The organism is Paenibacillus arenosi (assembly GCF_014841135.1).
GTDB classification, from domain to species: Bacteria; Bacillota; Bacilli; order Paenibacillales; family Paenibacillaceae; genus Paenibacillus_B; species Paenibacillus_B arenosi.
In genome coordinates this window covers 93812-116377 of sequence record NZ_JACYTN010000014.1, presented here as the reverse complement: position 1 = coordinate 116377, position 22566 = coordinate 93812, and the positions used below count along the sequence as shown (strand labels likewise).

The following is a 22566-nucleotide window of genomic DNA, read 5'->3' as shown; positions in this document are numbered from 1 at the left end:
TGACAAATGGACGACAGGGAAAAAGTACGTAGATCTCAATGCGTACCATACTTGGCGACGTCCTCAAACCAAATAGTAACCATTTTGACGACGAGGAATTTACACATAAATATGGACTTGACCCTCAGTTTGAGAAAGAGAGCGTAAAAAGCTGTATTATTGCAGCAATTTCTTTCTAGACGTTAAAAGAGGATGAGAAAAGATGCGCTTTTGCATCAATTACGGATTGAGCTGTTAGCTGGTTTACACTAAATACTTTGCATAGTCTTAGTGGTCAATAGTCGATGAAATGAAGCCTCAAGTTACCACGGTTTGAAGTGGAGCTGGGGCTTCTTCTTGTTTAATTTCTGATGGAAAAGTACATGTCTTTACTACTATTTATTCTAAAGCATATCAGTGCTCTCCGTAATCACTGCCAACATTCTTTTTTTCTCGAAAGCTAAACGAGGACGTAGAATATCTAAGAAATGGGAGATATCAGTCGTAGAATTTGAAATTACGCTGGCCTTTACATCGGAAATGCCGCCTGAGAGGGCGTTTTTTTTGATCATTCGAAGCAGTAGCAAACCAACCCAAAAATATTTTTTACACGATGTCACAAAATGAAAGTCTGCAATTGTTATATCGGTAAACAACAAGACAGGAGGTGATCTCTTGCAGACAGCTAGCCCTGGGGATATGGATAGCTTACGAAAAAGTGAAGCAATCGAAGCGATTGTTGAACAAGTCAAGGCAGGAGATGTACAGGCTTACAAATCGATTATGATTCAATTTGATAGGCAGATGTATACGTATTGCTATTATATTTTGAAAAATCATGCTGAAACCGAAGATGCGGTACAAGAGATCTTTATTCGTGCTTATGAACATCTTCATCAGTACACGAGACAAGTCTCTTTCTCAGCTTGGCTGTACAAGATGGCCTATCATCATTTGATGAATATAAAGAAAAAGCAAAGCCGCTGGTTCAAGCTAATTGAACGCTGTGAAGAACAAGTAGAACCTATGCCTTCGCAAACCTTGTCTCAACATGAGCCCGTAATCCATGAGCTGCTTACACATCTAACTTCTGAAGAGCGTCACATTTTACTATTGAAAAGTGTCGAAAAGTATACCTTTGAGGAAATAAGTGAAATTTTGGGACTTAAGCCCGCTACCGTACGAAAAAAATATGAGCGGCTCCGTCACAAGCTGATCGAGCGTAGCAGTAAGAAAGGAGAGGTGATACATGGTACATTTACGACGACAAACGGAATGCAGTGAGATGGATGCGATTGAAAAAATGATAGACGATTCGCAATTGCCTAACGAACAGCTTCGTGATCAGATTATGAGCAAAATTGAGGAGCGATCAATTCCACAACGCTCAAGAAGTCGCTCCAAATCGAGACCTAGTTTGCTCAAACGAACCGTAATAGCGCTATCAGCTGCCAGTATACTTGGTATTGGCGTCATTTTCTCAGGCTATGTATCTCCGGTTATGGCTGATACCTTGAAAAATATTCCCGTTATCGGGGTACTTTTCCACGGTACTAGCGAAAAAGCGGTGCAAGCTGCTATTGATCAAGGCATTGTATCTCAGCCAAACTTACCTGTAACCCATGATGGCATTACACTAAAATTGACGAATTTGCTCTATGATGGAACACGCTTATCCTTCTTCGTAGAACGTGAGGGAGAGAATTTGCCTTCTAGTACTGTCTCTCCATATGATGATGAAGATACGAAGATTGTTTATGCTGCTAGCAAGGAGTATGAAAATGCCAACATTGTACCGGAAAACGAGAAGCTTAAGGGCTATATTGAGAAGCCGATTTTACTTGTTAACGGTCAAGAATTGCAATTCAGTACAGGGGGGTATGGGGATTATCCTTTAAATGGGAAATCTGCATTTTCCGTTGAGTACACTCGTCTCACACATTTGCCTGACGAATTTGAACTCACCATTCAACTGAAAGTTACGCGTGTGAAAGAAATCTTTGAATTTAAAATCCCTGTAAAGGTAGAAAACAAGTCACTTGTTTTCAAGCCTAACGTCTCTCAATCGAACGGAACGTTCAGTTATACAGTGAAGGAGCTTACTCTGTCACCTGTGTCTACACGTCTTGTATTGGACAGCCATGGTCCAGTTCCACAATCACCAGAACAAACAGGGAAGTATCATGCAAGTAAGGTGTATTACGAGCTTGTGGACGACAAAGGCAAAGTTGTGGAACAAAGTATGTTTGGATACTTCCACCGCTTACCTGAATTACAATATCAAAATGATGATTTGTATAGTCCATTTGAAGGCACACCGAAATCAATTACGATCAGACCATTTACATTAACGGTGAAGACAGTAGACTGGAGTGTCATGGATCTGGATAAGAATGGCGAACAAGATAGAACTTATCTGAAAGATTTGGAGCTAACCATTCCAATTGCGAAATAACGAAGAAGTGCTAGTAAAAATCCACGTTACTGCGACGTGGATTTTTATTTTCTATCACATCAACATTGCTTGAATAACTATGTGGAGAAATAGTATCGAAAGGCTGAGATAATTGTTAATGGAGGTTCCTCAGCATAAAACTTCAATCGTAAATCCACCAGGCGCTTCGACATAAAAGGTCCAGCCATGCGATCTTTGCGGAGGCATTACATCAAACCCATCATTTTTCATACGCTCATTAATCTCGTTTACCTTGTCTTCGCTGTCTTGAATAAATCCGATATGAAAAGTACTAGGATAATTCACTTTTGTACCTTTCATCAAGGTGAGTACGAAGCCATCGTTGTCCAAAAGAACAGCAAAACCATTGCCACGTGTATGCTCTGTTTGGAGGTTAAAATATTTCTCTAAAAATTCCCTCGCTGCCTTTACATCAGTAACTGTGAGATTAAGGTGATTGACTTTCACAGACGACACTTCCTTTCCCGTATCTTCATCGTTCGCATTACTCGTCTTGATCATATCAAGTTCATGCAAGTGCTAAAGTTTCGGTCCTAAAGGTTCAGTAATATGTCGCCAAACATTGGACATTAAGTTGAAGCTTTTATGGTAACATAAGTGTAACGATGTCTATTAGCTATAGTACCTAAACTTATACTCCATGTCACCAGCTAGAGAAGCTGGTGTATCTCCCGTTTTTCTATAGTCATGCGTATAGATTGTCTCGAATAGACCGAAATTGATCTGTTGATAAAATTCAAAACATGGGAAACCATCATGTGCGCCTGCAATCGTTACCGTGCCATAATTAGTTACTTTTACGGCTAGTAAGTAGTCGACTGGGGGGGCCTTATCGTTCAAAGGATTGCTAGCACTTGCGCTCATTTTAAAGCTAACATCTTCAGAGCTCCATACAATATCGGTACATTGGATACCGTCTGTGCTAGCCTTGCCTTGTCGTAACTGAATCGAACCATTTGGGCTCGTAATACGTTCTGTTGTAATGCCCGTATTTTTGTAACAAAATACTTCGTTCTTATCAAAATCTACAGTAACTTCTTGTTCGACTCTAGAGCGCATTGTGTTTACAGCGTAGGGAGTGAATTCACGTGAATCCCCTTCGAACTGTTTGATGTTTCCAGTCTCCATATCCTGTTCGGGATAAGTCCAAGATAGCGGAATAAACACACTTGCTCTAATTTTGATAATCATATAGAACCTCCAGAGTTGTTTTGATCTGGTTGAATAACGTGAATAGTAATTAAAATTTGAAATGTCAACTTGATTGACTATGTATCAGACTGTACAATAACAATTAGATAAAGTCAACTTGATTGACTACATTGGAGGGAGATATTGTAATATGTATGAGCAAATAGATTCAGACTCCGATCTTACTGTGTTACTGGCTGCGAGTATTAACTTAATGATCCAGGAACTTCATGAACACTTACATGAATTAGGATATGAACATATAAGACCCGCACATGGCTTTTTGTTTAAACGTATTACGCCTAACGGTGCAACGGGGATGGAGATAGCTGAATACTTAGGCATTACGAAGCAGGCTGTCAGCAAAATGATTGATCATCTCGAAGAAAATGGATATGTGAAGCGTGACAATCATCCCACGGATATGAGAGGGAAATTGGTCGTACTTACTGAACGCGGCAAGTTAGCCATACAAGCAAAGGAAAAAATAGTTGCACAAATCGAGGAGCGCTGGGCAGATCGCATTGGTGCAGAAAGAATGAATTTGCTTAAGATGGATTTGACAACGTTAGTTAGTGAATCTACTGGAGGACAAGTCCCTTTTAGAGTAAAGCCTGTGTGGTAAATGAAGCTCGACCCTCTAACTCATCAGCAATCGATGGGCTAGAGGGTTTTTGATGTTATTTATAGAGTAAACCGTGCGCAGGGCTATGTTTCAATCCTCAGTATTTTCTTTTTTCTTCGATACTTCGTGCTGCCTCAAACTCATAAATCGATATTAACTGCTTCGCCATATCTTCAGGAGAAAGTGGTGGATCTTGATCAAGCCAGTATTTTAAAATACCCATAAAAGAAAATAGTCCATAATGAATAATGAGGTCTTTGTTAATAGGGATAGTCGCATTAGAGCTCCGCTTCATGTCTTCAATGCTTTGTTCGAAATGATTCTTTAACAGCTCTATAAATCGAGTATGAAAATAGGTGTTCGTGCCATCCTCAAACATCAATTTATAGAAATCACGATATTTTTGAAAATGAGCGAAGGATTGGACGATGCGTGGTTCCATGCATGCATTTGCGGTTTGACTCATCGCATAATCAAGGGGAACGGAAGCAATTAGCTCCGCAAGTATATCATCGACTCTTCGTTCGAATAGATCGTATTTATCTAAAAAGTGCAAATAAAAGGTTCCACGATTAATATCAGCTCGATCCGCAATATCTTGTACCGTAATGGCTTCGAATCCTTTCTCCTTCAACAATTCGCTAAATGCCCGCTTTATATTTTTCTTCGTTCTTACAACTCGCCGATCGGTTGTGTTGACCATTATCCTTCACCTTCTTATCAACGAATAATAACACGCTAATCAACAATGTATATGATTCTGTCTGATAACGAACGAAACATAACAAGCTGCATATTGAACAGGTTCCAGCAGTTGGTAAAATAATAAGCATCCAATTGGAGATTTATCGATTATTCAACAATGAATTGGTAATAACAGATGTTTAACGATGATAAGGAGTTGAAGTCCATGTTGCCTTACGTTTTGCATTTGGAAAAAGTAAGCCAAGCTAATAGGGATCAAGTAGGGGGAAAAGGCTCTAATTTGGGAGAGCTGCTGCAAGCTGGCTTTCCTGTTCCTCCGGGATACTGCGTTACCACTTCTGCTTATGAGAAGCTCGTAGGACAATCTACCTTGTTGACTTCTTTTTACAAACGACTTGACCATTTGAATGTATCTGATAGTGAAGAGATTCGTCGTGTAAGTAAGGAAATAAGAACACATATTTCCGAGTTGCCTGTTCCAGATGATATACATGAAGCCATCTTAAGCAAATGGCGTGAATTCGGTCCAGAATATCGATATGCCGTTCGTTCCAGCGCAACAGCAGAGGATTTACCGACAGCCTCTTTTGCTGGGCAACAAGATTCTTTCTTAAATGTAAAAGGGGAGCAGCAGCTTTTAGTTGCGATCCGTCAGTGTTGGGCATCTCTGTTCACTGAACGTGCTATCGTATACCGGATTAAGCATGGGTACGCCCATCAAGCTGTACAATTGGCGGTTGTTATTCAGCGTATGCTTGAACCAGATGTATCTGGAGTGATGTTTACAGCTGATCCTGTTACAGGCAATCGAACGATTACTTCGATAGATGCGAGCTTTGGATTGGGCGAAGCACTCGTGTCGGGCATCGTCAATCCTGATTTGTATCAAGTCAAAAAGAGTGAGATTGTCAAGAAACAAATATCAACGAAGCTAAAGGCTGTGCGTCCGCTTGTTGAGGGCGGTACCGTTATTGAAGCCATTGCGTCTGAAAAGCAAAATGAACAAGTTTTATCAGATGAAGAAGTGATTGCTTTGGCTCAAATGGGAGAGCACATTCAAGCTCATTATGGCACCGAGCAGGACATTGAATGGTGTTTAGTCAACCGACAATTTTATATTCTACAGGCTAGACCGATTACTTCATTATACCCCGTACCAGAAGCGCCTGATGACGAGCTGCATGTGTACATTTCTAACGGCCATATGCAGATGATGACAGATGCGATGACACCTGCTGGTATTTCAATATGGAAGCATCTTACACCAGCTGATCAGGGTGCAAATATAGACTCGCAAATTGAAGTTGGCGGTAGAATGTACGCCGATATAACACACGTACTGCAGTCTAATATGGCGAGAAAAGTATTTCTGTTTCTGATCGATAAATTTGAGCCATTAATAAGTAGTGCGGCCCGACAAGTTCTGCCCCGTTTTCCTACAAAAGAAGGTCCTTTACCAGGCATGGAGCAGTTCAATCAGCTGATTCCCTTCCTTGCAACAAAGGTGATGAAAGACATTCTGGAAGGTGATGGTGAGACAGCTTATGAAGAAGTGAAAGCATATGCGAGTCAAAGCTTACAAATATGCCGACAGGCTCTGAATAGCTGCAGCGGTGCCGATAGAATCTCTTATATCCAGAAAAATTGCGGCTCTCTCATGCAGGGTTTAATGGCTATAGATATGCATTATATGGCAGCAGCTTCTGTTGCGAAGGAATCGCTTACCTTGCTCTCAAAGTGGTGGACCTTCGATGAAGGTGATCTGCTAACTTTAAATAAATCATTACCTTATAATGTCACGGGCGAAATGGGATTGCAACTAGGCGACTTGGCAGATCTTGTTCGTAAGCATCCAGAGTTAGTTGTTTATTTTAGAAATGCAGCTGAGGATGGGTTTATGGAAGGTCTGAATTCCATACGTGGAGGTAGCGAATTTAAAGCTGCATTCGAACGCTGGTTGGATCAGTATGGTGCTCGCTGTCCAGGCGAGATTGATGTGGCCAGAACTCGCTGGTCGGAACGTCCGTATATGCTTATATCATCTATTGTGGGACACTTGGACAGTGTTAAGCAGGGAGAGCATCGTGAACGGTTCCGCCAAGGAGAGCTTGAGGCGGGAACAGCAGCTGAGCGCATATTATCACAAGTTCGTACAGCAGATGATGGGGAATTTAAGGAGAAGGTAGTGTCACGCCTAATAACCGTTTATCGCAGCTTTATGGGTCTGCGTGAGCATCACAAATTTGTGCTAGTGCGTCATTTCGCGCTTTATAAGCAAGCGATGTTGGAAGAAGCTGATGACTTGGTTGCTAAAGGCATCCTCTGCGAACGTAACGATGTTTACTTCTTGAACTTGCCTGAGCTGCTTGATGTCGTAAATGGGTCATTTGAACAGGATGTGCAACAGTTAATTGCTTTTAGGAAAGTGGACTTTGAGTACTTCAAGCGTTTAACGCCACCAAGGGTAATGACGAGCGAAGGGGAAATTATTGAAGGAACTTTATATGGAGGCGATGCGCCAGATGGTACGTTAGTTGGTACGCCAGTTTCTCCTGGAGTTATTGAGGGGATAGCTAAAATTGTAATTGATCCAACGACAGCTTCTTTAAAAGAAGGCGAAATTCTCGTTGCACCATATACCGATCCAGGTTGGACCCCATTATTTCAGCAAGCAAAGGGACTTATAACGGAAATGGGCGGGTTAATGACACATGGCGCGGTCGTCGCGCGTGAGTACGGGCTCCCTGCTGTTGTTGGGATTGAGCATGCAACGAAAATGATTAGAGACGGCGATCTGATTCGACTTGACGGTAGCAAAGGATATGTAGTGATACTGAAGGAAGCAAGCTTTGTAGAGTAACCTTTTTCTTAATGATGACCATTATGTTATTAGGTGCTTGCAATTTGTAAGTTTCAGCGACCAGTTGTCGAAATTCAATCGACGACGGGTTGTTTTTTCGTTTGCCGTGGATGAAACGATTTAGCAGTAAACTCTCCAGTTACTGGAGACTGTATGCTGTGTACAGTAAGACGATATGCGTCTTGCTATACACCTACAGAATGGGGAGCTTGGAATGAACATGTATACAGGAAAATTCGCTTATCTGATTGGAAGTTCATATGAGCTGGGGGAACAACAAGCTTTAGAGTACGCTGAACATGCACATGTTAAGGAGATATTTTTTACAGAACAATCGGTTTCTAACAGCACCTATCTAGAAAAGAGATCGCAATTCGCAAAGTATTGTCCTGGCTTAAATGAAGAGTTAGAGGGCTTTGCGAAAGGGTTTGGTCGTGATCCACAGCAATTAAAGTTTTATAACGATGGGTGGTTAATACCTGGGGGATGTAGTATAGGTGCTATTTTGCCTCGTAAAATGGTAGACGGGAAAACATACGTAATACGAAACTATGACCTGTCTCCTGACATTTCGGATATGCGCCTTTGTACAACAAAGGTAAATGGAAAATACACACATACAGGTTTCTCTGTGTCTACCTTCGGTCGAAGTGAAGGGTTGAATGAGAAAGGTCTTTGTGCAGCCTTTGCTTCGTGCGGTATGCCAATCGGTCATTATCCAGGGATGAGAGCGCCAGCAACTGCTGGATTGCAGTTTATGGTGATAGTAAGAGCCGTACTAGAGAGGTGCAAAAATGTTGAAGAAGCCGTCTATGCAGTTATGAATATGCCTGTGGGGACGAATATGAATTTACTATTAGCGGATTCAAATGGGGATGCAGCTTTAGTTGGAACCTATGATGGGGTGAAAGTAGTTAAAAAGGCAGAACAAGACTATTTACTTGCAACCAATCATGGACTATTTTCTGAAATTGAAGCTCTTGAACTAGGCAAGTTAGAACAATCTCAACTACGATATGATATTTTGGAAAATAAATGTAGTAACAGTGGGAAGAGAGCAGTAGGTGAAATAAAAGAACTTCTATCTACGGAGTATCCGAAGGGGTTGACCGTTCATAATTATAACGAGAAGTTTGGAACGGTTCATTCCATATTGTTTAATGTTACGGATGGCCAACTTGAGTTTTCGTTTGGATCTCCCTTGCAAAATACATCCTATACATTACAAGTCGGTGAACATTTTGCAAAGACGGAAATTCCAGTTGAATTATCTAACAAGAACTATGGAGCGGGCTTTTGGAGAATCATAAGATAATAAATGTAAAATTGTAGTGAGTGATTAAAGTGAGATCCTATATATTCTCATTTCATTAATAGAATGTTCATACACAGCTAGAGAACGGGTCAACAAATCAAAACTAGACTTGTTGACCCTAAAAATTTATCGTTCTTTGATGTAAATAGGATGGAGATTCTCCATATGATCACTATACTTCATATATGTGAGCACATATAGAGCAGGCAGTACCAACACGAACGCTCCGAAGGCTAATGCGACCGTACTGGATGTGTATTGTGAAATCACTCCTGATAAAAACGTAGCTAACATGGCACAAATGCCGCCAATCACATAGGTTGAACTTTTCACCCGTGACATTACTTCATCAGGTGTTATAGCTTGGTGAACAGAGGATTGGACAACGAACGCCATCGACAAAGCCCCGTCGAATAACAGGACACCTAAGCAAGCTATCCAAAATACATCTGTGGACATTATTAATAATACACCCGCCCCAGAAGCGAAAAGCAGCGTACATAAGAACGGCAGCCAGTTTGGGTTTCGAATCCATTTGAACAGCAAAACACCAATGATATTACCAATACCCGCGCAAGACAATAAAATTCCTATTCGATCGGCTCCAAGATGTAAGGTTGTATTTGCGTGAATCAATAGCGTCAACACGATGAAAACGGTAGAGAAGCTTAAGACACAAAGTGTGATCGTACTGACAATTTGTGCGGGAATGGAATACAAGTAAACGAATCCTTGTGATGCTTGTGTGAAAAAGCTAGATTGCTGATGCTCATCCAATCGTTTAGCTGTAGGAATGACCTCGTGTTCACGATTATATTTAACAACATACATAAAAATGGTTGACAATAGTGCGAAAATTCCGCAGATGATCATCGCCGTGAGGGGGCTAGTCTTGGCAAGCAGCCAGCCTCCTAATAGGGGGCCAATTAAGGTAGCGATTGCATCGGCGCCCTCTAAGCTCGAATGAGCTTGAATTAAATTCTTCCTACCAGCAATAATCGGGATGAGTACGTTACATGCAGTGTTGCTTATTAGTCCTAATATTCCCAGAAAAAATAAAATAAGCGGAATGAACAAACTATCAAATTTATCAATAAAAATAAAATAGGCAAGGATAAAAATACAAATGGAGATAAGACTTCGTGTAATTGTTCCAACTATTACTTTATTTTTATCCTCTATCCAAGTGCCAACAGGAATTGAGAACAAGATAGTACCGAATTGCTGAGATAAGGCTACAAGCCCAGCTGCTAACGGTGAATTTGTCATTTCTAACACGAGTAGAGGGATGACGAGCTCTCGCAATCGGTTCCCTAAAATGGACATCACATTGGACAACCACAGGTTTGAGAAATTTCTATTTATGAGGATGCGCATGGATACACCGTATAACCTTTCTATAAATTTGAAGGAAATATATAGAATTAAATTATAACTATTTTCATATTGTTGTAAAGATATTGCAAGTAAAAGTTCAGCTATAAACAGAGGTGAATGATCGGTAGGTAATGTTTGACAAATGGTTGGAACTGGTATATTCTAAATGCGACCAAGTGGTCATATTTTGATTTGGCTGAGTGATTCTTTGTTTAAAGATGTACCATTTCATGAAGAGGAGTTGATTGGTAATGCAGATTACGGCTTGTCGGAAAAACATTACATGGTTGTTAGTAATCGTATTCATGATCGGATGGTTGGGGAATGCAGGTATGTCTCATGCCAGTCTGGAACCGTCAACAAAGAACAAACAAACGCTAGTTGTTCAACATGCAACTGTAGTAGACGTACGAAGCGGGGAACTAATTCAGGATCAGACCATCATTGTCACTGGCAATAAAATTAGCTATATCGGTCATGATAAAGATGTTACATTGCCTAAACATGCGAAAGTCAGGGATGCGACTGGCCAATATGTGATCCCGGGCTTATGGGATATGCATGTGCATATGATGAACGATTATAAGCATGCATTCCCGTTATTTCTCGGTCATGGAGTCACTGGAATAAGGGATCTAGGTACAGATATGACGCATATCCATTCATGGAAGAAGGCTATCCAGAACGGTACGCCAGCGCCAAGGACTGTGTACACAGGGGCTATTTTGAATCAAGGGGCACATGTACCGTTTCATTTTCATTTGAAAACGGAGCAGGAAGCACGTAAAGCAGTGCGCAGCATTGTAGAAAAAGGAGGTGACTTCGTAAAAGTATATTCCGGTCTGCCACGTTCTATCTATAATGCGGTCATAGATGAAGCGCGTAAGTACAGACTTCCAGTTGCGGGACATTTGCCTGTCTACGTTCGAGCCATTGATGGGGTTCGAATGGGACAAAGAAGTATGGAGCATCTAAATGGCTTATTTATAGCTACTTCAAGCATGGAAGCGGAGCTGCTAAAGAAACCGGATCTTCTTAAACGATATTTTGAATATGAAATGATAGCTAATAAGCATTATGACCCACAGGTTGCAACGAAGTTATTTAAGACGTTTGCCCAAAATGAAGTATGGCAAGTTCCTACTTTAATTACTCCCCAAAACATGTCGAAACTAGAGATTGATCCGCGTGCCAAATATGTGCCGCCTGCCATCCAAAAACAATGGATAACGTATATGAAAACAATGAAAAATACAGAAGAATTCAAACAAAGTGCAGAATACGCCAAAATGATGGGTGGACTGGTCGAGAAAATGAACGATGCGGGTGTTCCGATCATGGCAGGTACAGATTCTGCGTCGTTAATTCCCAATTCTATATTTGGTAGCTCCTTGCATGACGAGCTTAAGCTGTTAGTGGAGAGTGGATTAAGCCCGCTGCAAGCGCTGCAGTCGGCAACCATTAATCCGGCACGCTATTTGGAAAGAGTACATGAGCTAGGAACAGTTGAAGAAGGTATGCTCGCAGATCTAGTACTTTTGGAAGCGAATCCGCTTAAGGATATTCAGAACACAACTCGTATCTCCGCTGTTATTTTTAACGGGAAACTAATGGAGAAGAAGGAACTAGCTAAAGCAATCAAGACGTATGATCTCGTTAAAATGGAAGACGTAAAAGTAGACCCAAAATCCGTGCAATCAAAATCGCATCAACATGGATTGCATCAGCATTAGGCGTTATGTGATATAGGTTACAGGTCTTTTTTTGGACTAATTATGACCAATTGGTCGCATTTGAAGTGTAAGTGTAGGTCTGTATGAATATATTTAGATCATCTATTTCATATTAGGGAGGATTTACAGTGACGATTAAAGCTTTTCATAAAAAACTGACATTGATAATCGCTTTTGTACTATGTGCAGGTTTGTTTGGAGCAGTAGGAATGACTCATGCAAGCATTGAGCCGACAGCAACGAACAAAGTGCCGTTAGTGCTTCAAGATGCAACAGTTGTAGATGTACGCACCGGGGAATTAATAGAGGATCAGACGATTATCGTAACAGGAAATAGAATTAGCTATATCGGTGACAACGATGAAGTTACTTTACCTAAACATGCACAAGTACGAAATGCATCTGGTCAATATGTAATCCCAGGATTGTGGGATATGCACGTACATCTGGATCATGATCATGAGCACGCGTTTCCATTACTTTTGGGCAATGGAGTCACAGGGGTAAGGGATATGGGAGCGCCGTTGAACGATATTGATAAGTGGAAGAATGTTATTAAAAAAGGAATGTCAGCACCACGGATTATATATGCAGGTTCGACCATATTCCAATTTAAGGGAAATCTTGAGGCGCCTCATGTAATTAACGTGAAGTCAGAAAAAGAAGCACGTGAAGCTGTACGTACCAACGCAAGTAAAGGAGCGGATTTTCTTAAAGTATACTCGTATAAGACTCCAGCTATTTACGCAGCAATTGTTGATGAGGCGAAGAAATATAGACTTCCCATTGCCGGACATTTGCCAATGCCCGTCCGCGCGATTGATGCTGTCCGAGCTGGACAAAAGAGTATAGAGCATATGTACGGATTATTTATAGCCACCTCAAGTAAGGAAGCTGAGTTTCTTGGGAAGGCTGACTATGAAGATCGTTATTATGAGTATGAAATTTTAGCGGAGAAGCATTACGATCCTAAGCGTGCTGAAAGACTGTTTAATATTTTTGTGCAGAATGAAGTATATCAAGTACCGATGCTAATAACTGAAAAGAACGAGCTAAAGTCAAAAATTGATTCGCGTGCGATATATGTACCGACTGCTTTTCAGAAAGCGTGGATCAAGATGATAAAAGGTGCAGAGCCAGATAAAATGACTGCCGATTATGTAAAAATAAAAGATGGTATGGTTAAAAAAATGAATGATGCAGGTGTTCCTATACTGGCAGGGACGGATTCGGATTTTGAATTAACCAATTTAATATATGGCGTTTCCTTGCACGACGAACTTCAATTACTAGTGGAGAACGGTTTATCTCCGCTGCAAGCGCTGCAGACAGCAACACTCAATCCTGCTAAATATATGGAAAGAGTTTACGAACTAGGAACGGTTGAAGAGGGTAAGCTCGCTGATCTTGTATTGCTAAAGGCAAACCCGCTGGAGGATATTCGTAACACAACTCGTATCTCCGCCGTTATTTACAACGGGAAGCTAATAGAGAAGAAAGAATTAGAGAAATCGATAAAGACGTACGAACTTGTCAAAATGGAAGATGTGAAGGTGGAACCAAGCCCACCTCATAAACCGAAGTCATCTTCACATCATCATGGATTGCATTCGCATTAAGAAAGAGTCGGCGATTGCTCACACGTTCATTTATTTGTATAATGATGGATGAACGTCACAACTTAGCAAGAGGTACAAGATGAATATCGAGATGTTTGAGCGATTGCCGCAAGAAAAGCAGGATAAAATCTTTCACGCTGCATTGTCAGAGTTTGCTGCATATGGATTCGATGCCGCTTCTACGAACCGAATTGTCAAGCAGGCAGGCATACCTAAGGGTTCTTTGTTTCAATATTTTGGAGATAAAGAGTCATTGTTCTTTTATGTATGTGGAAAAATAGAGCGGGATATGGAAGAACAGCAGATCGACACGAGAAGGAACTTGCCTTCTGACTTTGTTGAAGCCATTCTTTATCTATTTGAACGAGAGCTTAATTATATGAAATCTCAACCTAAATACCTTCAATTTATTCATATTACAGTTAGTCAACCACTCCATCCCGTCTATCAAAAACTTGCAGAACAGCACAAAGACGAAGAGCCAACAGTGGAAATTAAGAAATTTATTTCTGGTATCTCCCGTGAGCAGCTTCGTGATGATATCCATTTTGAGGATATTTTACATGCGATTACATTTATTCTCGATTCAGCTACTCAACGAATTGAGAAGCTAATCATTGCAAGTGAAGGGAACCTAGACCGCATAGAGGAAGAACTGAATGTGGTGTTTCAAGAGCTAAGAAAGTGCTTAAACTTGTTCCGCTATGGTATTTACAAAGCAAGTTCCAACGGTGCTGTTGGATCATAAACTTATTATAGCCTCCAATGTCAAATGACGTTGGAGGTTGTTTTGTGCTAGTAAGACAGTGATATTGACATTTACAGATGGGAGGAACATCTATGTATCGCATCTTTATTGTGGAAGACGACTATATTACCAAGCCAATTCCTCTCGATCTATTAATGGCAAAAATAAAAGGAGTGCTGCGGAGAGTATACGGCGAGTATGCAGATACGTCGACACTAGCTCCTCCTGATTCCGAATTAAGTGCAGAAGGGTTGCGACTTAATCTTAGTAGAAATAAAACGACATGGAAGCAGGAAAAGATCGTGCTTACGAAGAATGAGCAATTGTTAGCAGAATGCTTGATGCAGCCGAAACAGACGTACAGGATGAGAAGGAGTCGAAAGAGCAGAGGATTCATCTATGAACAAACAGGGAAGACGAAGCGCAGTAGCTCTATTTATACGGGATCGGTCATCCTTTTTTCTAACAGCGCTCGTCATTATTGTACTCGGCGTCGTACTAATGGAATTAGACAGAGTGCGTCTAAGTAAAGGTATTGATGATACCGGTACCACTACATACTTTATTATCGTATCATTCTTCTTTATTGGTGTGTGGGTGGTAATAGACTTCATCCGGCAGCGTGCTTATTATCGGCAGTTAACCATTGCGATTGAACATCCACGTGTGATGCAAGCCACTTTATATTGCGATGCAGAGGATATATTTCTTAGTAACCTGTCATGACTATATGAATCATGTTCTGCGCAGTAATGATATGAGATAACGAGGAGGAGGGTATGATCATCAAGCCGACTAATCACACAGCTATAAGCGTTGCGAAGAGGAATAGCCATATGATGACCCAACATCGAATCGCATCGGCATGGAAAAAGTCTCTTTTTATATTCATAGCGATAGCGATCATTGGTGGTATACTGCCGCAAGCTGTTATGGCGCAAGACTTTTTATCTAAGAAAGAGAAAACGAAAAAAATAGAGCATTTTGTGCAAAATCAAATGCAAGAAAGCCAGATTCCAGGGGTTTCATTGGTGATTGTAGAGAAGGGGAATATCGCTTATCAAAATGGATTCGGCTATGCGGATGTTGCTTCGAAGAAGCCAGTGACAGGAGATACGTTGTTCGAGCTCGCTTCTACAAGTAAAGCCTTTACGGGCTTAGCCATTTTACAGCTAGAGAAGGAAGGGAAGTTGAAGAGGACGGATCTTATTACAACGTTCGTCCCGTGGTTACAATTGTCCTACAACGGCAAGTCAGCGTCGATTACAGTTCAAGATTTGCTCTATCATACTAGCGGAATCCCATCAACATCGATTCAGTATTATCCAGAGAGCGATGCTGATGATGCACTTGAACAAACGGCAAGAACGTTACTTAACCAGCCTTTGAACCGTGAGCCAGGAAGTTCCTATGAATATGCGACTATTAATTATGATTTATTGGGTCTTATTATAGAGAAAGTGACGGGACAGCCCTATAAAGCGTATATGCAAGAGCATATTTTGCAGCCGCTTGGCATGAACGATTCCAAAGTTGGTGTAGAGCAAATTCCGCCAGCTAATATGGCAATGGGTTATCGACTACAATTTACGGTACCTACTGCACATACGCCAGCCATTTATCGAGGAAATACACCAGCTGGATACATCATTAGCAGCGCGAACGATGTAGCGAAGTGGATGAATGTGCAGCTTGGAAATGTGCAGCTGCAAGGCATTGATCCGCAGCTTGTAGGTGATTCTCATGTGCCTGATCAGTCCGTTGAGCCCTTAGAAGAACATACGTACTATGGAGCGGGTTGGCTTGTACAGCAAGGTGACAACAAAGTCGTCCATCATGCAGGTTCTAATCCAACTTTCTCTTCTTACATCACATTGCTGCCGGAAGAACAGATGGGAGTAGCAGTGTTATCGAATATGAGGAGCAGTACGACCACTACGATTGCCCAGGGCGTCATGGATATATGGAATGGCAAGGAGCTAGAAGGGAATAGTCAACCAGATGGTATGTTAAAGGTAGAGCGAATCTCCACCTATGTAACTGTTCTTCTAGGAGGATTAGGACTTATTGGTCTTATGTTAATAGCTCTTTGTATGAAGAAAGTATTCAATCAACAGAGATATCGTCCTGCATTAAAGGGGAAGAGATCATTAATGCTCATCATTCACATCGTGCTCTTTGCAGCAGCTATATTCCTTATTTTAAATCTCCCCAAAATACTGCTTGACGGTATGTCATGGACCTTTGTAGATAGATGGGCACCGGCAACCATTATGTTAACGATGTACAGTCTGCTTGCGACAGGCAGTGTGTATTTTGTATATGGGCTGATGCTACTATCGACGAAGAAACGATCAGAGACATCGAGAGAGTTGAAGTAGTAATAGATATATGAGTGTAATAGGAGAAAGCAACTGGGTTATTTAAGACGCAGTTGCTTTTTTTATGAAATGGGATAAAGATCTTATATAGACAAGCACGATTAAATTTTATACTGCGAGGTGTAGTCATTATGGAAAACAAAATGTCTATTCGTACGATTGCGCTAGAAGAACACTTTGTGACTCCAGCTTTTATGGAGGGGCCGGGACGAATGATCAAGGCACAAGCACAAGCGGCACATGCTCATCCCCAAGTAGCCGCAGGTATTACAAAGCTTATTGAGATGCTGTCTGATCTAGGTGAAGGCAGGATAGCAGAGATGGATGCAGCGGGTATCGATATGCAGGTATTGTCGCTAACCTCTCCAGGTGTGGAGCAACTTGACAATTCAGAAGCCGTTGCACTTGCCCGTGAAGTCAACGATACACTTGCCGATGTAGTTCAGCGATTTCCTAGTCGCTTCGCTGGCTTTGCTGCGCTCCCAACTTCTTCTCCAGATAAAGCTGCGGATGAACTGGAACGTATGGTTCGAACTCAGGGATTCAAAGGAGCATTAATCAATGGACATACCCAAGGCCGATACTTAGACGATGAATATTTCTGGCCTATTCTCGAACGTGCCGAAGCGCTGCAAGTCCCGTTGTATCTTCATCCAACACCACCTTCACAATCTGTCATAAAGGAAGTCTACACCGGAAACTATAGTTCGGATATAGCAGGCGTATTGGCAACGGCCGCTTGGGGGTGGCATATTGACACCGCCAATCATGTTCTTCGTTTGATCCTTAGCGGAGCATTCGATCGTTATCCGCAATTACAAGTTATCGTTGGTCACTTAGGAGAGACCCTTCCATTTATGCTGCCCAGACTAGAGCGAAGCCTACCTCCGCAGATGACGAAGCTTAAAAACAACGTAGGTGCGTATTTGCGTGAAAATGTTTATTATACCGTGTCAGGATTCAATTGGACGCCCGCATTTCTTGATCTCTTCCTCCAAGTTGGTGTCGAACGAATTATGTTCTCTACGGATTATCCATACTCATCTATGCATGAAGCTCGTGCATTTCTCGAACAGCTCCCAGTAAGCCCCGCAGATAAAGCGCGGATTGCCCATCATAATGCAGAACGACTACTAAAGATTGAATGGATTTAATTAGATTGACTTACATGGGGAGCAGGTGCATTCGAAGAAGTCGGATGTCTTAACATATATAAATAGGTGCTTATGCTGTGATAATCTTTCAAAGAATGACCAATGGTAGGATAATCAAGCGAATTTAATGGAGTCCCAGGTCCAACTTGTACGAAGCCGAACCATTCTCCAGGCAGCTTTGGCACAATATCAGGTTCATTATATACCCGATAATTGGCTGGAACGCTCTAAAGTCTCCGTCCAATTGATGTCTGTCGCTGTTCTAGCAGAAGAAGAACTCATCATTATACCTCCTTATAATTAGCATTAGCAGATCTATTTTCACTCTATTTTCTGCACAATGGTTTATGTCAGGTTTCAAGAAAAGCCGAATGAAAAAATATCGTTAAGGAAAACGTAACAGATAGGTAAATGGTTATTCGGAGGGTTCAAGATGAAGCAAATCGATGAGAAGCGGCTGCTGATTGCGGCATTAGGCGGAGTGAATGAGATAGGAAAAAATATGTACCTTGTACAGTATGGAGATGACATTGTCGTGATCGACTGTGGCTCCAAATTCCCAGATGAAAGTCTGTTGGGAATCGATCTGATTATTCCTGATATTAGCTACTTGCTATCGAATAAAGATAAGGTTCGTGCACTAGTGATCACACACGGACATGAGGACCATATAGGGGGGATTCCTTACTTTTTGAAACAGATGCAGGTGCCTATTTATGGCTCAAGGTTAACGCTTGGACTGATTGAAATCAAGCTGCGAGAGCATGGGATTCTACATGAAACGAGTATGACATGTATTAACGCAGACTCACAAATTGAACTTGGCACGATATCGTGTTCATTTTTCCCTACGAATCATAGTATTCCAGATTGTCTTGGTGTCGTATTTGATACGCCTGAAGGAACGATTGTACATACAGGTGATTTTAAATTTGATATGACACCCGTTAATAAACAATTTCCTGATCTTCATCGTATGGCTGAAATCGGCAAGAAGGGTGTACGTGTACTTTTATCCGAGAGCACCAATGCGGAGCGGCCAGGGTTTACCGCATCGGAAAGCATCGTTGGAGCACATTTGAAAGAAGCGTTCAATAAAGCAGATGGTCGTGTATTTGTTTCAACCTTTGCTTCGAATGTGTATCGACTTCAGCAGGTGATTGACGCTGCGCTTCAAACAAACCGTAAACTAAGCTTGTTAGGACGTACGATGGTCAATGTTGTGTCGGTTGCACAAGAGCTTGGATATTTGTCAGTTCCGTCAGGAATGATTGTCGATGTACAAGAGGCAGCCAAACTTCCGCCTGAGCAATGCACGGTTCTTTGTACAGGCAGTCAAGGCGAGCCCATGGCAGCACTTGCTCGGTTAGCCGGTTCTTCTCATCGCCAAATGAAAGTGGAAGCGGGGGACACGGTCATTATTGCAGCCAACCCTATTCCTGGGAATGAACGCCATGTCGCTCGTATCGTAGATAATTTGTACGCATTAGGGGCAAAGATCATCTACGGTTCTCGCAGTGAATTGCATGTTTCTGGGCACGGTAATCAAGAGGAATTGAAGCTTATGCTTACGTTAATGAAGCCTGAGTATTTTATTCCGATTCATGGTGAATACCGCATGTTGTATTTGCATCGTGAGCTTGCTGAATCTGTTGGAGTGAATCGAGATAACGTATTTATATTAAAAAATGGTGACGTTGTGGAGTCTTCGAAAGGTGTTGTTCGTCAATCCGGCCATATTCCAGCAGGTCAAACGTTGGTGGATGGCTTTGGCATTGGCGATATCGGCAATATTGTGCTGCGGGATCGCCGCCAGCTGTCGGATGACGGTATCTTAATCGTCGTTATTACATTAAGTAAAACAGAAGGTAAGCTGTTAACGGAACCAGATACGATTTCGAGAGGCTTTGTGTATGTTCGTAACTCGGAGGAGCTTATTGAAGATATTAACCAGCTTGTCATTGGAACCGTTGAAAAAATGCAACATGAAAAAATGAACCAATGGAGTGTAATGAAGAAGACATTAAAAGATACACTTGGGCAGTTTCTGTACACTCGTACGCAAAGACGTCCAATCATTTTGCCTATTATTATTGAGGTGTAGGCTTAACGTGTTTGATATATGATTTAACATGTTAACAATTATATAAATAGGCATGCATTGCATTTGCAAGCTGGTCAGCTGTAGGCTGGCCAGCTTATTTAGGTTAGATAAAAATAAACAACTTACATCTTAATTCCATTCTGAAAGGAGAAATGATAAACTAATATTTTGCATTTTTATTTTCATAAAATATGGGGTGGAGAAGTTGTTAGAGAGAATACAGAAAGAATGGTTCTCTAATATAAGAGCAGATATTTTGGCAGGTATCGTTGTTGCATTAGCTCTTATACCCGAGTCTATAGCTTTCTCAATTATTGCAGGAGTCGACCCGATGGTTGGGTTGTATGCATCATTTTGTATGGCTGTCATTATTTCTTTTGTAGGTGGTCGCCCAGGCATGATTTCAGCTGCAACAGGGGCAATGGCACTATTAATGGTGCCACTGGTGAAAGAGCATGGTCTCAATTATTTATTGGCGGCAACCATATTAACCGGTATTATTCAAATTATTTTTGGCGTGTGTAAAGTGGCTCATGTAATGAAGTTTATTCCGCGAGCAGTTATGATTGGGTTTGTAAATGCGTTAGCAATTTTAGTATTTATGGCACAGTTGCAGCATATTGTGGGGATTTCGACTTTAACCTATGCATTTGTAGGAATCACCTTGCTTATTGTGTATATGACTCCGAAATATTTCAAGTCGATACCAGCACCGATTATTGCGATTGTTATTTTAACAGCAGCAGCGGTGATTTGGAAATTGGACCTTAGAACAGTAGGGGATCTGGGCAGTATTCAGCAGACGTTACCGTCATTCTTTGTCCCGAATATTCCGTTTACTTTTGAAACGCTTGCTATTATTTTCCCATACTCTCTTGCTTTGGCTATTGTAGGATTATTGGAATCTTTACTTACTTCCTCCATTGTGGATGATATGACGGACACAAGCAGCAACAAAAATAAGGAAGCACGTGGTCAAGGGATTGCGAACGTCGTAAATGGCTTTTTTGGCGGAATGGCAGGTTGTGCAATGATTGGTCAAACTGTAATAAACGTAAAATCAGGCGGGCGAGGTAGACTTTCTACCTTTGTATCAGGCATGTTTTTGATGTTCCTTATTATTGTACTTGGTGATTTGGTTGTTCAAATTCCAATGCCAGTGCTGGCCGGTATTATGGTTGTAGTATGTATTGGGACGTTTGATTGGACTTCGTTTGCCTACTTGAGAAAAGCACCGAAGTCAGATGCATTTGTCATGCTAGCAACGGTTATTATTGTTGTGGCGACTCATGATTTGTCCAAAGGTGTTATTGCTGGAGTACTGTTAAGCGCGATTTTCTTTGTTGCAAAAATATCGAAAATTAAAGTTGTCAAAAAAGTAGATGGAGTAAAGCAGGTATTCCAAGTGGAAGGCCAGCTATTCTTTGCTTCAACTAATAGCTTCGTTGATGCCTTTGATTGGAATAGCAGCGGACAGGAAATCGTTATTGACTTCTCAAGAGCTCATCTATGGGATGACTCAGGTGTTGGTGCTGTTGATAAAGTGATTTTCAAATACCGAGAGAATGGTAATCAGGTTAGCATTGTAGGTCTTAACTCATCGAGCCAAAAATTAATGAATCATCTTGCCGTTCATGATTCATGAGGGGCACAGATAGCCCATAGATAGTGTTACAAGAAAGGGCTGCATTTATACAAAATGCAGTTCTTTTTGTCTATCTCAGATTGACTTCATAAAAGGAAGTCCATATAATTGTCATAACAACTATATTCAATGTTAAAAAATGGAGGACATTCTTTGGAGTTAGAAAAGTATATCGGTGTCATCGTTCACCGGGCAGACTTAAAGCTTAATCAGTATTATCAGAAAGTATGCGACCCATTTGACATCACTGTGGATCAGTGGGAAATTCTCGTTAGTTTGTGGGAAAAGGAGGGCATTACACAAAAGGAATTGGCGGAAAGATTGTACAAAGATCAAGCCAACATCGCCCGTATGCTTTTCAAGCTTGAGAAAAAGGGGTTTATCCACCGCGTTACTCATGAGACGGACAGGCGCTCATTACGCGTGTTCTTAACGGAAAAGGGGCGTAATATAGAAGCGGACATTATGAAACCGTCGACTGAAGCTTTTAACAAAACCATCGCTGGTTTGACGGAAGAAGAAGTCGAAAATTTCAGAAGAACGTTGGCGATTATGTACAACAATGTAAAGGATCTATAACTACGTGACGTGTTATCGGTCCTCCATTTTTTTGGACATATAGTTGTTATGACAATTACCGTTACGACAAGTATA

19 protein-coding genes are annotated in these 22566 nt (G+C 41.3%); 15 read left to right on the top strand and 4 right to left on the bottom strand.

From position 1 onward, the window contains the following. The first annotated feature begins 654 nt into the window (after nt 1–654). Nucleotides 655–1263 (top strand): RNA polymerase sigma factor, encoded by a 609-nt coding sequence (locus IFO66_RS15945; RefSeq protein WP_420488675.1) that lies wholly within the window; start codon nt 655–657, stop codon nt 1261–1263. Beyond that, nucleotides 1229–2434: a DUF4179 domain-containing protein gene (locus tag IFO66_RS15940; RefSeq protein ID WP_192026112.1), complete on the top strand. Its 1206-nt coding sequence runs from the start codon at nt 1229–1231 to the stop codon at nt 2432–2434. The genes IFO66_RS15945 and IFO66_RS15940 overlap by 35 nt, the downstream gene beginning before the upstream one ends. A gap of 129 nt (nt 2435–2563) precedes the next feature. Here IFO66_RS15940 and IFO66_RS15935 read toward each other — a convergent pair whose 3' ends face one another. After that, the gene (locus IFO66_RS15935; RefSeq protein WP_192026119.1) at nt 2564–2902 is read right to left on the bottom strand and encodes a VOC family protein; all 339 of its coding nucleotides are present in this window, start codon (nt 2900–2902) and stop codon (nt 2564–2566) included. 165 nt (nt 2903–3067) lie between these two features. Next, nucleotides 3068–3646 carry a DUF3238 domain-containing protein gene (locus tag IFO66_RS15930; RefSeq protein ID WP_192026111.1) on the bottom strand — a complete coding sequence of 193 codons (579 nt, stop codon included), beginning with the start codon at nt 3644–3646 and terminating at the stop codon, nt 3068–3070. Between the two features lie 151 nt (nt 3647–3797). Here IFO66_RS15930 and IFO66_RS15925 point away from each other — a divergent pair, with 151 nt between their 5' ends. Continuing rightward, a complete protein-coding gene (locus tag IFO66_RS15925; protein ID WP_192026110.1) occupies nt 3798–4271 on the top strand; it encodes a MarR family winged helix-turn-helix transcriptional regulator in 474 nt (157 codons plus the stop codon). Nucleotides 4272–4368: 97 nt separating this feature from the next. Here IFO66_RS15925 and IFO66_RS15920 read toward each other — a convergent pair whose 3' ends face one another. Further along, entirely contained in the window at nt 4369–4974 is a 606-nt protein-coding gene (locus IFO66_RS15920) for a TetR/AcrR family transcriptional regulator (RefSeq protein WP_192026109.1), read from the bottom strand. A gap of 207 nt (nt 4975–5181) precedes the next feature. Between IFO66_RS15920 and IFO66_RS15915 the strand changes: the two genes are divergently transcribed. Beyond that, a complete protein-coding gene (locus tag IFO66_RS15915; protein ID WP_192026108.1) occupies nt 5182–7836 on the top strand; it encodes a phosphoenolpyruvate synthase in 2655 nt (884 codons plus the stop codon). A 214-nt stretch (nt 7837–8050) separates the two neighbouring features. Continuing rightward, a complete protein-coding gene (locus IFO66_RS15910) occupies nt 8051–9151 on the top strand; it encodes a C45 family autoproteolytic acyltransferase/hydrolase (RefSeq protein ID WP_192026107.1) in 1101 nt (366 codons plus the stop codon). Between the two features lie 126 nt (nt 9152–9277). On the opposite strand, the gene IFO66_RS15905 is transcribed toward IFO66_RS15910, so the two are convergent. Beyond that, the gene (locus tag IFO66_RS15905; RefSeq protein WP_225445811.1) at nt 9278–10528 is read right to left on the bottom strand and encodes an MFS transporter; all 1251 of its coding nucleotides are present in this window, start codon (nt 10526–10528) and stop codon (nt 9278–9280) included. 251 nt (nt 10529–10779) lie between these two features. On the opposite strand from IFO66_RS15905, the gene IFO66_RS15900 reads away from it, so the two are divergent. The 10 genes from IFO66_RS15900 to IFO66_RS15855 all read left to right on the top strand — a co-directional run bounded on the left by IFO66_RS15900 (nt 10780) and on the right by IFO66_RS15855 (nt 22491). Then, the gene (locus IFO66_RS15900) at nt 10780–12261 is read left to right on the top strand and encodes an amidohydrolase family protein (RefSeq protein ID WP_192026105.1); all 1482 of its coding nucleotides are present in this window, start codon (nt 10780–10782) and stop codon (nt 12259–12261) included. Between the two features lie 128 nt (nt 12262–12389). After that, nucleotides 12390–13880: an amidohydrolase family protein gene (locus IFO66_RS15895; RefSeq protein ID WP_192026104.1), complete on the top strand. Its 1491-nt coding sequence runs from the start codon at nt 12390–12392 to the stop codon at nt 13878–13880. A 79-nt stretch (nt 13881–13959) separates the two neighbouring features. Continuing rightward, on the top strand, nt 13960–14628 hold the full coding sequence (locus IFO66_RS15890; RefSeq protein WP_192026103.1) for a TetR/AcrR family transcriptional regulator: 669 nt from the start codon (nt 13960–13962) through the stop codon (nt 14626–14628). Nucleotides 14629–14720: 92 nt separating this feature from the next. After that, a complete protein-coding gene (locus IFO66_RS24120; protein ID WP_273015516.1) occupies nt 14721–15158 on the top strand; it encodes a response regulator transcription factor in 438 nt (145 codons plus the stop codon). Beyond that, the gene (locus IFO66_RS15880) at nt 15130–15354 is read left to right on the top strand and encodes a hypothetical protein (RefSeq protein WP_192026102.1); all 225 of its coding nucleotides are present in this window, start codon (nt 15130–15132) and stop codon (nt 15352–15354) included. Before IFO66_RS24120 ends, IFO66_RS15880 begins: the two co-directional genes overlap by 29 nt. Nucleotides 15355–15464: 110 nt before the next feature. After that, the gene (locus IFO66_RS15875; RefSeq protein ID WP_225445810.1) at nt 15465–17009 is read left to right on the top strand and encodes a serine hydrolase domain-containing protein; all 1545 of its coding nucleotides are present in this window, start codon (nt 15465–15467) and stop codon (nt 17007–17009) included. A 131-nt stretch (nt 17010–17140) separates the two neighbouring features. Then, nucleotides 17141–18163, top strand: a complete 1023-nt coding sequence (locus IFO66_RS15870; protein ID WP_192026101.1) for an amidohydrolase family protein — start codon at nt 17141–17143, stop codon at nt 18161–18163. Nucleotides 18164–18596: 433 nt separating this feature from the next. Next, nucleotides 18597–20267 (top strand): ribonuclease J, encoded by a 1671-nt coding sequence (locus IFO66_RS15865; protein WP_192026100.1) that lies wholly within the window; start codon nt 18597–18599, stop codon nt 20265–20267. 205 nt (nt 20268–20472) lie between these two features. Then, entirely contained in the window at nt 20473–21912 is a 1440-nt protein-coding gene (locus IFO66_RS15860; protein ID WP_192026099.1) for a SulP family inorganic anion transporter, read from the top strand. Between the two features lie 153 nt (nt 21913–22065). Further along, a complete protein-coding gene (locus tag IFO66_RS15855) occupies nt 22066–22491 on the top strand; it encodes a MarR family winged helix-turn-helix transcriptional regulator (RefSeq protein WP_192026098.1) in 426 nt (141 codons plus the stop codon). The last annotated feature ends 75 nt before the right edge of the window (nt 22492–22566 follow it).